10 protein-coding genes are annotated in these 17,781 nt (G+C 30.0%); all 10 read right to left on the bottom strand.

Features of this window, described 5'->3' with window-relative positions; genetic code table 11:
- Entirely contained in the window at window positions 1–681 is a 681-nt protein-coding gene (locus tag H612_RS0104090) for a sugar transferase (protein WP_027130298.1), read from the bottom strand.
- Between the two features lie 146 nt (window positions 682–827).
- Complete coding sequence (locus H612_RS0104095; RefSeq protein ID WP_027130299.1) at window positions 828–1,859, bottom strand: acyltransferase family protein; 1,032 nt, start codon at window positions 1,857–1,859, stop codon at window positions 828–830.
- A 4-nt stretch (window positions 1,860–1,863) separates the two neighbouring features.
- Window positions 1,864–3,459 carry a hypothetical protein gene (locus H612_RS0104100; protein ID WP_027130300.1) on the bottom strand — a complete coding sequence of 532 codons (1,596 nt, stop codon included), beginning with the start codon at window positions 3,457–3,459 and terminating at the stop codon, window positions 1,864–1,866.
- Between the two features lie 544 nt (window positions 3,460–4,003).
- Window positions 4,004–9,349, bottom strand: a complete 5,346-nt coding sequence (locus tag H612_RS0104105; RefSeq protein ID WP_027130301.1) for a S8 family serine peptidase — start codon at window positions 9,347–9,349, stop codon at window positions 4,004–4,006.
- A 248-nt stretch (window positions 9,350–9,597) separates the two neighbouring features.
- The gene (locus tag H612_RS0104110) at window positions 9,598–11,832 is read right to left on the bottom strand and encodes an HAD-IC family P-type ATPase (RefSeq protein WP_027130302.1); all 2,235 of its coding nucleotides are present in this window, start codon (window positions 11,830–11,832) and stop codon (window positions 9,598–9,600) included.
- 356 nt (window positions 11,833–12,188) lie between these two features.
- The gene (ftsH, locus tag H612_RS0104115) at window positions 12,189–14,189 is read right to left on the bottom strand and encodes an ATP-dependent zinc metalloprotease FtsH (RefSeq protein ID WP_027130303.1); all 2,001 of its coding nucleotides are present in this window, start codon (window positions 14,187–14,189) and stop codon (window positions 12,189–12,191) included.
- Window positions 14,190–14,404: 215 nt separating this feature from the next.
- Window positions 14,405–14,956: a hypoxanthine phosphoribosyltransferase gene (gene hpt / locus H612_RS0104120; RefSeq protein ID WP_027130304.1), complete on the bottom strand. Its 552-nt coding sequence runs from the start codon at window positions 14,954–14,956 to the stop codon at window positions 14,405–14,407.
- Window positions 14,957–14,960: 4 nt separating this feature from the next.
- Window positions 14,961–16,280, bottom strand: a complete 1,320-nt coding sequence (tilS, locus tag H612_RS0104125; protein WP_027130305.1) for a tRNA lysidine(34) synthetase TilS — start codon at window positions 16,278–16,280, stop codon at window positions 14,961–14,963.
- The gene (locus tag H612_RS0104130) at window positions 16,270–16,905 is read right to left on the bottom strand and encodes a S1 domain-containing protein (RefSeq protein ID WP_027130306.1); all 636 of its coding nucleotides are present in this window, start codon (window positions 16,903–16,905) and stop codon (window positions 16,270–16,272) included. Before H612_RS0104130 ends, tilS begins: the two co-directional genes overlap by 11 nt.
- A gap of 675 nt (window positions 16,906–17,580) precedes the next feature.
- Window positions 17,581–17,781, bottom strand: a 201-nt coding sequence (locus tag H612_RS09100; RefSeq protein ID WP_035500299.1) for an LPXTG cell wall anchor domain-containing protein, incomplete at its 5' end; no start/stop codon positions are given.

Below are 17,781 nucleotides of genomic sequence, written 5' to 3' on the forward strand. Positions count from 1 at the left end.
CTATTTTACTACTGCTACCGCAGTTTTTATCATTATTTTAATATCATTTATAATACTAAACTCTTTGATATATTTTAAGTTATATTCCATTTTATCAGGAAGAATTTTTTCTATATAAATGTCGTCGATACTTATTCCACTTTCCTTATACTTTTCTATAACTTCATCTTCATCCTTATATTCGATACTTGCTGGCGAGGTTATTCCAGCCGGAAGTAAAAGTGTTGCATTCATTTCATCAGTATATCTATCAACATACTTTTTCACCTCTGGTCTTACTCCTACAAAACTCATATCCCCAATAAGCACATTAATAAGTTGAGGAAGTTCATCAAGTCGAAGTTTTCTGAGTTTTTTCCCAACTTTACTAATGCGAGGATCATTTTGTTCGGTTACTGCCGCACCCAACTTATCAGCATCTTTTACCATCGTTCTAAATTTAAAAATTTTAAAAGTTCTTCCATAAGTCGTAATACGTTCCTGCCTATAAAAAACAGGTCCTTCACTATCAAGTTTTATCCAAATCGCCAAAATTAATATTATAGGCGATAAAAAAATAAGTAATACAAGTGCCAATATCTTATCCAATAATAATTTTAAAAATAACGAACCTCTTCTACTCCTTATAATATTCTTATATTTTTTTACAATTTCAGTTTCAAATCTCTTATCTACACTCATCGTACACCTTGTATAAATTTTTATTAATTACTAAATTATATCATAAAATGAGATAAAAAGCTAAAAGTAAAAAATAAACCCTTGAGAAGACAATATCAAATAAAAATTGTATTGTATACTTTTATATACAATACAATCTTCACATATTATTTACATTTTTTGTAACTTATCCTTCCCAACATAAATGGAAAAGATGTATTAATAACATACGCTATTAACTCACAACCTATCAATGCACAAACTAAGACAAAAGCAGTTACTACATATGCATTACCAAAAATCCCGCTATATTTTGGTATCACTTGCCTCATTATTATATCAATCAAATATAACACAATAGGAGAATGATATGCATAATATACTAATGTATTTTTTCCAATTCTTTCTAAGAAATTAAGAGGAAAAATATTTCTAAAAAATATCAAAGTTGCCCAAATTCCCATAAAAGCAGAAGAGAAATACAAAAATACAGAATTAGTTTCCTGATAATACAAGTCAACACGAACTCCTCCGTATAATTTATAATTATATACTCCTAGCACAATAGCCCCTACCACAGCTACAAGAAAGTACATTTTATTTAAAAATCTAGAAACAATCTCTATGTTACATTTCACAATAAAACCCATTAAAACGAATATAGTAGCATATGGAACTAAATCAATACTCCATATCAACCAGTACTGTCTTTGGTATGCTAAACCACCAAAATATCCTAAAACTAATAATGTTAAAAACACTGAAAACCACTTATACCAAACATCGCATAATTTTACCACGAAATAACAGATCAACTCTGAAATAAATAATACATTTAAAAACCATAACTGATAATATATGTGTAATCTATCCGCTAAAAATAAAGCCTTTATAAAATAAATAACATCCACTTTTAATATAGACTCTGGCTGTAAAATCACTGATTTAATAAAAAAGATGGATATATTCATTAAAAAATAAGGGAAAATTATCGTCTGTAACTTTTTCTTAAAAAATACAAAAAATGATGTGTATTTTTTCACGCTAAAAGTATAACCCGATAAAAAGAAAAATAACGGTATATGAAATATATATAACAACACTTTCAATTTGCTAGGTGTATACATCATATGCCCCAAGATAACAAGAATAATTGCAAACCCCTTACTCATATCAATATATCTTATTCTGTTACTCATTTCCTTATCCCCTCCTTAATGAATAAATACCCCTTTGTTCAGCTAAATCACTTTCCTTTTCAAAATAGACATTTTTATTATAATGTTCTTTAAATAGAATTCTAACCTGCTCTTGAAAAGCAGCATCTTTATCCATTATAAATTTAATATTTTTATTATTTTCTGCACTAGATAACAAATTATCTTTATCATCTATTCCTAAATTTTCTAGCTGACTATAATATTGTGGGGTGAATGTCTGCCAAGTTCCCATCGTTATCCCATTAGATACTAACTTATCTCTATCAACAAAAACTTTTCCCATATCAGGTTGAGAAGCCATTAAGTTACTATATCCTACAAAAATGTATAGTTTGTCTGGATTATTTTTTAAAAGTTTATTATACTCGCTATTAAAATAGTATTTATGCTGTAAAAACCAATATAAATTATTTTTTCCAAAATATATTACATAACCAAAAAGCAATATGCACACTACAGTAAAAATTGTGCTTTCTGTTTTTTGTAAATATTTATAACTCCTTTTGTTAAAAAAATCTTTAAAATAACCTATGATGAAAATTATAGAAATTAAAATAATTGGTATATATATTCTCTCTACCACCCGTTGACGAATAAGTAATCCTAAAATCAGCACCAAAGGTAGAAAAAACAATCCATAGCCGCAGATATTTTTAACATAAAAGAATATCAGTAATATTGTGCTAAAAAGTACGAGAACTTTAAAAATATTATTCGATAAAAAACTTATCAATATTGTACTTTTTGATGTCTCATACTTTTCAGAAAATGATCTTATTTCATCAACTTTTGATAACATTTCTTTACTAAAAACATTTTTTTCTGCAAAAATCCATGAGTTATAACTTTCCAAATCATTTTTTGAGATTTTAAACTTTTCAAATTCATCTTTGTGATTTTTATATTGAATAGCTGGATAATCACGAATAAGTGTACTCTTTTCATTCCAAGAAATATACTCCTCTAGGGTTTTATCTTGTTTTATAAATAATTTATTTGAAAAAATAACGACTAAAATTATTGATAAAAGTAGTATTATCTTGTTTTTTTGCTTTTTTACAAAAAATTCATACGCCAATATAGGTACAGCTAAGATCATCAGACTTACTATGATTTGTGGTCTTAGTGATATCCCTATAAAAAACATAACACTTCCCCATACTTTCTTATTACCCTTAAACATCAGCAATATACCTGCTGCACTCACCAAATAAGCTATAACAGAATATGTAAAATACTTTAACGAAATATACTCAATTATTAAAATAAATGGTATCAACAAATATTTTGCTTGATAATGTTTTACCGCATGTATATATACAGAAAAACTCAGACAATATAATAATATCAAACAACAAAAATAAATATTAATAGTTTGAAAAATTAATTGTATAAATACCAGAAAAGATGTTAATATTATACCAACATAGGGCAACAACATATTTTGATGAGTAAGTATAGAATAATTTATCGCCACATCGTCAACAGCATGATATATATACCCATAGTTTACTTTATAAATATAAAATACTATAATTGGTAATATTAAGGACAATATTAAATATACTTTATTTTTCATCTACTCTTTTACCTCATCACATTTACTCTAAAAATTTACCTAAAACTTATAACTCACTCGAAAAGATATATTTAATTATGTTAATAACTATTATTCTTAAATACTCAACAACTTAACATATCTAACTTATAGCTAGCTTTCCTTATAAACTTGCTCTTCTCATATCATACAATATATTTTTAATAAAATCAAATTATTTTTTGATATTTATCAATGATTTTATATTTAAATATCTAGCTCACTTACATAATAATGCTTAATATATTTACTGATAATATTTTTTGAATAAAAATTTTTATCCTTTCTTTTACCCCTATACTACACTTTATAATACTTCTAACTTTTCATTTGTGTACAAAAAGATTTTCGTTCACATACCAATTCTATATTCTATTTTATAAGTTTCCCCAACTTTTTCTTATTACTTAATAGATTAATAACTCAAGAAAAAATCTCCTTTTTTCACATAAAAGTAGCTAAAAAGATTTTAAAATCAAATCTCTTTAGCTACATTTTTATTTATAAACTTATTTTTTCTATCATATTATTTACTAGATTTTTCTCTAAATATCACTAGTATAAAACCTAAAATCACTAATACTAACAACGATATTGAAGAAGTTTCCAAACCAGTTTTCGCTAAACTTGATGTTTTTTTCACCTTACCTGAATTTTCACCATTTAACACATCTAAACCTGGTGTTTTCTCTTTATTTACTCTACCTAAACCTAGTAGACTTCTAAATGTTTTTTTAGTAACTTTTTGCTCAGCTTCTTTTAAGTTTTCCAACGCTTTATCAATTTCTTCTTGTGTTGCATCTGAACTTGCCAACATTTCTTGTGCAACTTTTACCGCTTCTAAATAAGTTGTTTTATTTTCTTCACTTGCATTTTTAAAACTATCTTGTTCCAAAACTTCTGCCAAATTAACAAGTTGTTTATTCAACTCTTTTTTATCTACCTGTGGTTTTTCATCATTTCTTCCAACAAAATGATTTTTCTGATTATCATCAACTTTTGATTCTACTTTATCATTTAGATTGTCTTTGTTATTTTGATCTGTATTCTCTTTAGAATCTACACTTGCATTTTTGTCTTTATTTGAGTTTTCGAAATCTTTTACCGTATTATCTCCTGAAGGCGTATTAGTGTTTTCTTCATTTATTTTATTTGTGTTTTTTTCTAAATTCTCCCCAGAATTTTTTTCTTTATTTTGATTTTTCTCTGAAATATTGTTTTGGTTATCTACCGAATTACTTTCTTTCCCATCTAAAGCATTAATTGCCTCTCTTAATTTTTCCACTATTGCACTTACTTCTTCTTCAGATATCTCTTTATTTTCTACAACACCAATCGCTTTTTCTACAGCTTTTTTAAATTCTTCTTTCTTATTATTGGCTGCATTTTTGAATTTAATCGTAGTCTGAATATTTTCTACTTTTGACAATTCTTCTAACAATTCAGACTTATCTACCTCTTTTGGAGTTTCTAACTTTTTAGAAGTTATCAAATCAGTTTTTGCTACGTTAATATCCCCTACCATTTTATCCACTGCAATTTGCGTTGCCTCCTCATTTCCTAATAACTCTTTTGCTTTGTAAATTATGTTATTGTATCTTTCTTTCGCCTCTATACTTGCATTTTTATATTCATCAGTTTCTTCTATACCTTTGTCAGCTTCAACCAATTTTTCCAATTCTACCTTATTAACTTTTTGCCTTTCTTCTACTGGCTCATCTTTCGAGACTAAAGCAACAAAATTACTAAAGCTATCAGTTAAAAATGTTAGTTTTCCCTCAGCATATTTCGGGCTATCCACTGGGACTAACTCACCGTCTTTTTCATGGAAGAAGCTCTCTGGAGCACGGTTCATAGATAAACTTACTTTCCTTGTTCCATCTACCTTAACTTCATTTCCGTCTTTATCAACTAAATAAATATCATAAAATTCCAAATCATATTTAGTAAGATCTACTCCACCATCTTGTAATTTTATTCTAATATTTTCTTTTTCTTCATCAGTTGGTTCTTTAACGACTAATCTATAGCTACTATAAAGTTTATTTTCACTAAATTCTACCAACCCTTGAAGATTAGAATTTTCTGTAGTCTCTACACTAGCTACTCTTTCCTCTACATTTAATGTTATAGATTTTTTATTATGCCCATTTTTGACAACAAGTTCAAAATTATTTTCTGATGGTCTATATCCCTCCGGCATTTCTATTTGAATAGTATAATTTCCATTAGTTAAACGTTTTTGGAAAGCATTTTTTCCATATAAACTCTCCGGTAATAATGTTTTTGTCCCATCTTCTGCCACTGCATACACTTTTGTATTAGTAGGAACTTTTTTATCAAAACTTACCTCTAATTCATTTTTCTCCAACTCTTCAACCCTAAATTCTACTTCTTTAGTTGGATTATCCTCTGTAATCTCAAACTCTACTTCTTTTGGACTTAGTATTTTAAAATCTTCATCCGATAAAACTACTTGAAGTTTATATTTTCCAAAAGGTAGTGCTTGGTAGGTCTTACCGTTTTTAGTAAAGTCATCTCCTACAACTTCACCTTGCTCATTAGTAATTTTATACCTTAATCGGCGAGAGAAATTCCCAGTTCCATCTTTTCCAACAACATTTACCTCAACACTACCCTTACCATTGTTCTCTACATTAGCCAAACTAATTTTATCAATATTATGTGCAAAGTCACTAACTTCTAACATAATATCTTTCAACTCCACTCCTTCAGGAATTGTGTAAGTACCATCTTCATTAGGTTGGATTATAGTGCTTCCATAACTTAATTTTTTATAGAATATTCCACTACCATCTTCTACAACCGGATATAATGTGAATTTTCTTGTAGCTTCATCGTAGTCCCCACCATTTGCTCCTGTTATTTTCGGTGCTTTTCTATCAACAACAACATCATAAACCGTCTCTTGCATCTTCGCACCACTAACCACCGAGCTATAACTTATTACATATTGATACTCTCCATCTGGTAATGGATTCCCATTGCTATCTTCACCTTTCCAATTAGTTACTGCGAGTCCTGTATGTTTTTTACTAGTATTATTGAAATAATTTTTATTACCATAAGCATTCCCTTTTTCATATAAAGGATTTTTTCTTTCAACATCATCTTTTGCATAAACTGTAAGTTTAAGATTTTCAAATGCTCTTAAGAATACGGCTCTTGCTCCGATTTCATCATACATGCCATCACCATTTGGAGAAAATGCAATTTTTTCACCAAAAAATCTTTTGTCTGTTAATGGATCTATGTATGCTCCTGCTAACGTTATAATATTTTTTCCATTAGATTTATATAAAGTAAGCAGTCCAGTAACATTTAATTCTGTTAGTGAATCCCAATTATTAGGCTCTGCTGTAAAACTATATTCATAAGTCGGTCTTTCCCCATTTTTCATTTCATATATCGGTTTTTCCATAACTGGTAAATTTTGAAATTCTCCTCTAAACCCAACATAAGGAATACTCGCCGTCATACTATTACTGCTATCATTCGCATCATAAAATGTTACAAAACCTTCCAGATAATAACCGTTGGTAAATACTTTTTGTAATTCTTCAGCAAATTCTGTTGCATCTACTACAATAGATAATTTTGTCTCTCCTTTGGCTGGCACAGTAATAGTTTCCCATTCTGACTGCTTAAGAAATTTAGGTTTTAAACTCAAAAATCCTTTCCAATCAGCTCCCGCACTCTCATCATATGCTTCATCTGTATTTAGATGTGTAGCATAATATAATTCTTTTTCACTATCTGATAAATTATGCAACACTAAGTTCAAAGTGAATTTATCTCCAACATTTCCTAAACTTATACTACCATAATCATTTTCCCCAGTCACATATAAATCACCATAAGCAGCTTTATACGCATCCAAAACTCCAGCTCCTTGTTGACGTGGTGAAGTATACGCTTTTGAATTAGAATTATAATTTGGATTTGCTGTACTCATAACTAAATGCTTCGCAAGTTTTTGCAATTCATCTCCATTTAAATCAGGAAATCTTTCACTAAGCACTTGCTTTATAAGTGTAATAGCACCCGCAACATGGGGTGATGCCATACTTGTTCCACTATTTAAACCAAATCTATTATTATTAAATGAAGATATAACATCATTCCCTGGAGCAGTGATATCTGGTTTTAAGTATCCATCAACACTCATTCCCCAACTTGATGATTCAGCCATAAAACCTCTGTTAGAATTAGATTCAATATCCCAACCACCATTAAATAAAATTTTATATTCTTGTTCATGACTAGCCAGTTCATTACCGAATTTATAATCCGTAGTTACTACTGGAAAATCTTTATCTTGACCATTAAGTGTAAGATTATAAATTGCATCACCTTCATTGAAAAATATAACTGCACCTAAAGCACCTTTTCTTTTAGCAATACGCACCTTATCTTCAAAACTATTACCACCACGTTGAATAAGTGCAACCTTATTCGTCATATCTTTTCCATTGTAGTCAGCTTCCATTCCATTATTAACGAACGTATACTCATATTCTTTTTTATCAAAAAGTTTAGTATAAGTATAAATTGGCATATGTCCATTGCTAAAGTCTTCATTATTTTCTAACTGAGGAATAATTGCTATTTCCTTATTTAAAACACTATTGCTAATATTCGCTACAGAAATCGCATCTTTTGCCACAGATGGTTTACCTACAACACCATAATCTGGATTTTCTGCCTTTGGTGTTGCATAACCGTATCCCTTAGAAAAATACGCATTATTCCCTGCGGCAGAAACCACATTCACTCCAGCCGCTTTTGCCAAGTTCACAGCACTTTCAATCGCATCACCTACTTCCACAACAGAACCAGATGGAGAACCTAAACTTAAATTCACTGTATCAGCTCCAAGTTTTACTGCATCTTCTATTGCTTTAGCATAAATGTAAGATTCTGTTCCAGAATTTTTAGACTCAGAAAAAACTCGCATAAAAATAAGTTGAGCCTCCGGTGCTACTCCAGAAATATATTGCCCATTAGGAGATTTTTCTTTTGGATTCCCTACCGCTGTTCCAGCCACATGCATACCATGTGATCTTACTATACTTTGTTTTATATCATTACTCCAATCATTGTAGTTAAAAGCAAACGGTAATTTTTCACTATACCAACGACCATAATCAATACCAGCCTCTTTTTTCACTCTTTCTATTTCTTCTTTTGTTTTATACTTTGCCTTGCTAGCATCACTAAGTCTTAAAACTTCATGATCAGGATCTAATCCAGAATCTAATACCGCTATAACTCTACCTTGCCCACGATACCCCTTATCCCAAAGACCTTGAATATTAATTAAGTTATAACTATCAATAGCTTCTCCATAATTACTTCCAGTAAGAGAAGATTCACTCTCCCTTGTCTCTGATAATTCCGGCTTCTCATAAGCCACACTTAACTCAACTGTTTCTACACAATCTAATGCTTGAATTTTTTTTGCATTTTCATATGTAGTTTCTAATGCAAAACCATTTATTAACAAATTATACTCAAATAATTTTTCGTAATTAATTCCTTTACTTTTAATTTCTTTTAACGCTACCTCACGTGAGGTTTTCGTACTCTCTTCTCTTTCTTTTCTCCCTTCCACAGTTTTTAATTTTCCAGGGTCTACATTATCTTCTTTTAATTTCACTATAACATTTACTTTTTCGTTATTTGCGAACTTGTGCTCATCACTCTTAGGTACATTGGATAACTCCCGTTCATCCACCTTATTTTCCGCATAGATAATTTTCGAATTCGCCTCATAATTAAACACATTCACATTCCCTAATAATAGAGATACAGTAGTTACTCCTGCTACCACTTTCCTTGAAAATTTCATTTTTTAAACTCCTTGTCTATAAATTTTTAAGTAATTTTAAACCATGTTTCTATATTTTATATTATATTTTCAGAAAAATCAATAAGGTTGTCAGATATAATAAATTAAATATGTCTAATAAACAAAAATAACACAAGAGAATATTACAAAAATCCTCTTGTGTTTATAAACAATTTTATTTCAACAAATGTAACTCACTCTTTCTTTATTGTCTACATTCATTATAAAATCTTTTATATTTTTTATTCTTATACTAATTTTCTTCTTTTCGTTAAGAAATGAATAACAGCTATAACAAATCCTACTGCAACTATGTATAAAATCTGGTTTAAACCTAGTGGTGTAAATTTATGATTTAGAATAATCATGTTAACAAATACTCCAACAATCGCCGCAAGACCTAATATTATTAACAATCCTAATTTATATCTATTTAGTGGTAAACTTACTTTAGCAACCATAAACATTCCGTTTATTAATGCCAATACAAAACAAATAAATTTAAATTGAGCTGGGTCAGTTATTACTATATTTGTTAAAAGTACACTGGCCACTAAAACTCCACCACCTATTGCAGCATTAGTAAGAATATCTCTCATAAAATGATCACTTACTTTTTCTTTATTCGATTCAAATGTTAAGAAAAATGATGGTATACCTATAGTTATTGCCGAAATTATAGTGAATTGAATTGGAATAAAAGCAAACTCCAACGCAAAAATCACACTTATTATAGAAAATACGATTGAGAAAAAAGTTTTTGTCAAAAATAATGATGCAACCTTTTGAATATTATTTATAACACGACGACCTTCCATAAGAATATTATAAAATACTCCAAAATCATCAGTTAAAAATACAATATTAGACACACTCTTAGCCGCACTAGTCGCACCATTCATCGCAAAACTAATATCCGCTTTTTTAAGAGCTAGCACATCATTAACTCCATCCCCACTCATAGCAACAGTTTTCCCATTTTTCTGCAAAACTTCTACCATTTTTTGCTTTTGTTCTGGAGTTACACGACCAAAAATATCATTTTCCAAAACAACTCTTTCAAAATCTTTATCACTTACGGTCGTCATATCTATAGCACGTGCTTCTTCTTTGAAGCCAGCCTTTTTAGCAACTCCAAGCACTGCTATGTGATTATCACCACTAATTATCTTTACACTAACTCCTTGGCTTTCAAAATATTTAAAAGTCTCTTTAGTATTTTCTTTTATTTCATCAGAAAGCACAACATGCCCAATAAGTTTCATATTAGTTGGTGTTTTTGTTTTTTCTTCTGTATACGCTAAGGATAAAATTCTAAACCCTTGCGATTTTAAATCCTCATAATGAGCCGCCATAGGTTCACTAAAACCTAAAAATTCATAAGCCCCAAAGAAATAAGTTCCTTTATCTTCTAATTGAATATATGAATATTTATTTTTACTAGAAAACGCACCTAACTCTGCTACTTCCCACTGTTTTTCACATTTCAAATATTTTTTTAATGCTTTTGAAGTTGCATTCTCATCATCAAAATACGCTAAGTAGCTTGATAGATTTTTGGCTACCTCATCATTAACTTCTACCACATTCATATTTCCTGTTGTTATTGTCCCTGTTTTATCAAAACAAAGTACATCAACACGTGCTAGAGTTTCTACACAGTAAAGTTCTTGAACAAGAATCTTTTTTCTAGCCAATTTCATAGCAGCGACCGCTAAAGAAACACTTACTAACAAAATCAATCCTTCTGGCACCATTCCTACCAAAGCCCCTGCACTACTAAGAACTATATCAACATAGCTACGTCCCAAGCTATGCCCTCTTACATAAAGAAGTATAGCAACCGGAACTAAAAGAACAGAAATAACTTTTAAAATTGCATCCATATAATCTCTAAGTTTTGATGGATATTTTTTAAATTCTTTTGTACTTTTAGCAAGTTTATTAATATAACTGTCATCTCCAACAGCTACAACCTGAACCAAACAACTACCACTAACAACATTGCTCCCACTCATTAAATTATCATTAGCAGTTTTAAAAATATTATCACTCTCTCCAGTTAGTAAAGATTCGTCCACTTCAATATTACCTTCAATAATTACCGCATCTACTGGAACCTGATCACCAAGATTAAGATGCAAATAATCACCCAAAGCAATATCCTCTGAATCAACTTCTACCACCTCATTATCACGATTAACTTTATACTTACTTCTTCCCAGTAGGCTTAGTTCTTCCAAAGCATTTTTTGATTTAACCTCTTGATAAATACCAATTAATGTATTAATCGCAATAACTCCCACAAAAAGCAAATTCTCAAATCTTAATGTAGTTGCCACAAAAGCAGCAAGTACCAATATCATTCCATTAAAAAAAGTAAAAATATTAGAAAAAATAATTTCCTTAGTAGTTTTATATGGTTTTACTTTGCTAATGTTTTTCTTAGCTTTTCTTACTTCTTCATTTGTTAAATACTTCATTTCTCCTCCAATTAAATGGCTTTATTATAGTCAATACAGTTAGATATGTGATACTAAGCAAAAGATTTTATCCAAATAACACTTGTAAAATCTTTACAACCTCTTTAGCTTTTAGGTCAGCTACTTCCTACATCTTTCTTGACTACTCAATAATTTTATTTTTTCATATTGTATATTATCAAATTTCATTTTAACTTTTTAAACTTAGATATACTTAATTTTTGAATAACTAGCTATGATTTTTGTAAAATATAATTTATAAACTCTCCCATTCCAAAAAAAGAAAATGCTAAGCATCTTTTCTGCTTAGCATTTTCTTTATACTTCTATCTAACTATAAAACTTTTTTAAGATAATTATTCTTTAGAATCTTCTACTGTTGAAGATTCTTCTTGAGTAACTTCTTTACTTTCCACATCAATTACTTGTTCTTCTTTCTCTTTTTGGAGTCTAGCTTGCTCTTCATAGTACTTTTTATTAACTACTTTATCAAGTTGCTCTGCTTCTTTTTCGTCTAGGTCATTTGGCATTTTTCCAAATTGATACAATGCAACTATTTCTTTTCTATCAATAGTTTCTACTTCAATAAGAGTTTGTGCTACAAGTTCAAGTTGCTCTCTGTGTGTTTCTATAATGTGAAGAACTTTTGCATAACATTCGTTAATAATTTTACGAACTTCTACATCAATTTCTTTTAACATTTCTTCAGAATAGTTACCAATACTTGATAATTGGCGTCCACCATATGGATCATGGAATGGAGCTTGCATTGGTCCAACTGTATCACTCATACCATACTCAGTAACCATTGCACGTGCGATTGCTGTCACTCTTTCAAAGTCATTGTGTGCACCTGTCGAAACTTCGTTAAAGAAGATTTGCTCTGCTGCACGACCACCTAACAATCCACAAATTTTATCAATTAAATCTGTACGAGTTTGGAAGTATTTTTCTTCTTCTGGAATCATCAAGTTGTATCCACCAGCATCCCCTCGTGGAATAATAGTAACTTTTTGAACTTTATCCGCACTATCTAATACCATACCTACAATAGCATGTCCTGCTTCATGATATGCTACTAAACGTTTTTCTTTTGGAGTATATACTCTACTACGTTTTGCAGGTCCACCAATTACTCTATCCATAGCCTCATCTAACTCAGCTTTTTCAATGCTCGTTTTATTCTCACGTGCTGCAAGAAGTGCCGCTTCATTTAGAATATTAGCAAGATCCGCTCCGGAGAATCCTGGAGTTTTTTCTGCTAAAGAGCGAAGATCTACACCCTCAGCAAGTGGTTTATTTTTCGCGTGAACTTTAAGAATCGCTTCACGTCCTTTTACATCAGGAGTTGAAACCTTAATTTGTCTATCGAAACGTCCTGGTCTTCTAAGTGCATTATCAAGAACATCAGCACGGTTAGTTGCTGCAATTACGATAATACCTTTTTCACCATCGAATCCATCCATTTCTACAAGAAGTTGGTTAAGAGTTTGTTCACGTTCATCGTTTCCTCCTCCAACTCCGCTACCACGTTTACGACCAACTGCATCGATCTCATCTATAAAGATAATACATGGTGCATTTTTTTCAGCTTCTTTGAACAAATCACGCACACGACTTGCCCCAACCCCAACGAACATTTCAACGAAGTCAGAACCTGAAATTGAGAAGAATGGAACTTTCGCTTCACCAGCTACTGCACGAGCAAGTAATGTTTTACCAGTTCCTGGAGGTCCCTCTAATAAGACACCTTTAGGAATTCTTGCACCCATTTTTGTAAACTTACGATGATCTTTTAAGAACTCTACCATTTCCGCAAGCTCTTGTTTTTCCTCATCAGCACCAGCCACATCTGCGAATGTTACCTTAGTTTCATTACCATCAATTTTCTTAGCTTTTGATTTTTGGAAGTTCATTACTTTACCTCCACCGCCACCTTGCATTTGTGACATAAAGAATACTAAAAGCCCCATCATCAAAATAAATGGTATAATATTTCCTAAGAATTGAAGTATAACCCCTGTTTTTTCTGCTGGTTTATACTCAACTACACTAAGTTTTCCTTCTTTTGCTTTATCATTAATTTGTTTTTGTATTTCACTATCACTAGCAGGAACTATCGTTTCAAAATTCTTATTTCCTTCTGTAAAAGTCCCTTTAACATTATAATTTTCATCTTTTCTTTGCAAACTAATTTCTTTTATTTTATCTTCATTGATATTTTGAACAAGTTTAGCATAATTTATTTTTTCAGTTGTTCCTGGTAAATCTTGTTGCCAATAAGCAAATAGCCCAAGTGCTATAACTATAAGCGCAAGCATTCCCAGAATAGGGTTTTGTCTTTTCCTATTGTTCATATAGAAAGATTACCTCCTGATCTATTTTCTACAAGTACCTTATTTTAACATATTTTACTTTAAATTTAATTAAAGTTTTGACTAATTTTGACTAAAATTTCTTTTATATATTTTGTAACCTAATATAATTTCTTAAATTTAACAATCAACTTACAATTTTGTATTATCTACAAAATATAATACGAAGCTGGGTCACATTTATAAATTATAAACTTTTATGAGTAAATTTCTTTTTTTAACACACCTATATATGGAAGATTTCTATATTTTTCTTCATAATCCAAACCAAATCCAACCAAAAACTCATTTGGTGATTCCACTCCAATATAATCAGCTTGCACTTCTACAATTCTTGCCTCTGGTTTATCGACCAAAGATGCACAAGTAACAGAAGCCACATTTCTAGCTTTAAGAGTTTCAATAAGAGCCTTAAGTGTTCTACCTGTATCAACGATATCTTCCACTATAATAACATCTCGACCTTCAATATCCATACCCACATCTTTTTTTATTTTAATAGTTCCTGACGAACTAGTCCCACCATGATAACTAGAAACATCCATAAAATCAGTAACAACGTGAATGTCAATATGTTTCATAAGCTCTGCCATAAAAGGTAGTGCACCTTTTAAAGTACAAACAAGCACAGGTTCTTTTTCCTTATCTTTATAATCCTCTTCTATTTGCTTAGCCACTCTCTTACTCGCAGCCACAATTTCGTTATGATCAAATAAAATCTTCTCTATATCCTTTTTTAAATTTTCCACTTTTCTATCCTTTCATTTTTATATAGTAATCATAAACTTTGTTTTTATTAACTCTAGTTCCTATACCTAAAACCCCCAAAACCTCTTCATTCTTATTTCTGACAACAGGCAACTTATCACGCAACTCATTTGGAATTTTTTCATCAATAAAAAGTCGAGAAAGTTTTTTATTAATATTTCCACGGCGAACTACATCCCCATTTTTTCTTGAAGTAATGTGAAGTGGTAGGTCCTCTTTATTGAAACCTACCTCGGCAAAATTAGCACTAGCTGATATTAGAAATTTACTCTGATGAAATCCATACACTTTTTTTTCATCAATTTCATCTATAATTAATTCTATCTTATCATTATAACATTTTTTTTCAATTTTATGAATATATATACTATCATATTCACTAACTATTTTTAAATTATTTTTCAAATCATAACTTTTATTCCCAAAATTACCTTTCAAAGCATCTATTACACCAAATATCGCTTTTTGTTTTATATTATAAATATTAAAATATCGCCCAAAAATATCCTTAAAAATAAAATATATCTCCTCAGGATAAAGTGATAAAAGTTTTTTCCTCTCAAAAGTTACTTTATCCTTTTCAATCTTACATATATAATCCTCTATTTCCGAAAGAACTTTCTCCCTTAAATGAGCATTTACATTTTGATAATAATTAGCAAAATTAATAAGATTATCAAAGCTCGCCTTATTCACATTATCCAAAAGAGGAACTATATTATGCCTTATATTATTTCTTGTATAATCCGTATCAAAATTTGAAGCATCTATAAAATATTTCAAATTATTTTCTTTAGCATACCATTCAAGATCTTTTTTCAAGTTACCAAGAAGGGGTCTTAAAACACTTAAGTTCGCTATAGTAGTCCTATCTTCGATAGCCAAATTATAATCCATACTACGACCACTTAGTATCCTCATCAAAATATTCTCTACCTGATCATTTTTATGATGAGCCGTCAATATTTTTATTATCTGTTCCTTTTTTGCCATTTCAGAAAAAGCATTATACCTAAGCTCCCGTGCCAGCATTTCCTCAGAAATATGATTATCCCTTTGCACATCTATCATATTAAGTTCTTTTTTATAAAACTTCACATCATATTCTTTAACGAACTTTTCAACAAACTCCGCTTCCTCATACGACTCTTTACGGAGACCATGATTAATGTGAAATACCACGAGTTCTTTATACGTATCTTTATATTCTGTTGCTAAAAGATGAAATAAAACTATCGAATCTACACCACCAGATAAACCAAGAGCTATTCTATCAGTCTTTTCCCATAAAATATTAATTTTCATCCAAATATCCTCTTTTACGTAACTCTTCCTTAATATCAGAAAATCTCTTACTCGCACTAGCCGTTGTAGAAATTATATTTTCCAAAAAATTTTCTGGAACTGGTAAAAGTTCCAAAATTTCTTCTTTTTCTTCAGCTAATTTGCTTATATTAGATTTCTTCCCACGACCAACAGAGATTTTCATATTTCCAATATACTGCAACTTTTTCAAATCTTTTAGCGTTGTTTTTTCTTGGTTATTATCTTTTTTATCAGATTTATCTTCTCCTTGTGATTCTATTTTTACAACTTTGTGAGAAATTTTTGCGAGTTTATTTCCCGAAACACTTTCTTTATTTTTTTGTTTCGTTTTTTTATTTTTTACTTGCAACTCTTTTTTTTCTTTATTATTATCAACTTTTATTTCCTTTTGAGTCAGGACATAATAATCCTTTTTCTTTGATAATATATTCCCCCTAATAACAAAACCCTCAGAAAAAATATCTACTAACTTTTTCTTCTTGCCGATATGCATATTTTCCTTTGGTAAAAAAGCCTTTTTACCATTAGCAAGATTTAAAAACAATCCCGAACTAGTGACTTCGCTTACCTTACCCTCTACTTCACCGTCTAAGATTTCACTCATTTAATCACCCCTTTATCAGAAAACTTCCTACTTTCAAAATAATACTTTCATTTTTATGTCAATATTATATCACATTGCTATAACTCTCTCAAACACAATATACCACTCTAAACATACAAAATAACAAATTCTACCCAAACTAAAATAATCAAAAAAGAATTTTACGTTATGTTATAGTTAAATGAAACACCTCAAAAATATAAAACTTTACTAATTTAATAGCCACAGCAATCCATTAATTTTTTGGAAATAATGAAATCAGAAAAAGTTTGCAGATGTGAGAAAAAATTTAAAAATGAACACAAACTAAAAAAAACAGTACTCAAATACATAGAATGATACAATAATAAACGAATAAAAGTGAAATTATATGGATTAAGTCCAGTAAGCTACAGATCAAACCATGAAAACTGTATAAATAAAGCGAGTTTTATTCCCTCCTAGAGTCTAGATTTTATACCTATTTATCAAAGAGTTCGTCATCTTCGAACCTTTGACAAATAAGCCTTAAAAATCTAAAACATACTCTAGGGAATAAAACTCGCTAAAAGTAATAAAACTTATTCAACTTGAAGTTGAAATTTTATATTAATTATAATTAAATATTTTGTCCAACTCTGAGGGACCTTACATCACCTAAGAATTTTATTCTTATTACTCTACATAATGTAATAATTAATTTAGATATTTTTTTCTACCTATTACAAATAGAGCTAATACAGAAATTATTGCTCCTACTCCTCCAAGTCCACTATCTGTTAATCCTGTTCTTGGTAATCTTGGAGTTGGTGGCGGTGGTAATAATCTATTTGTTAAATTATAACCTTTAACTATTGTTTGATAACCAACTACTCTTTCTTCGTCTATTGTATACTT

Origin of the sequence: Gemella cuniculi DSM 15828, from assembly GCF_000425665.1 — a bacterium.
Lineage (GTDB): Bacteria > Bacillota > Bacilli > Staphylococcales > Gemellaceae > Gemella > Gemella cuniculi.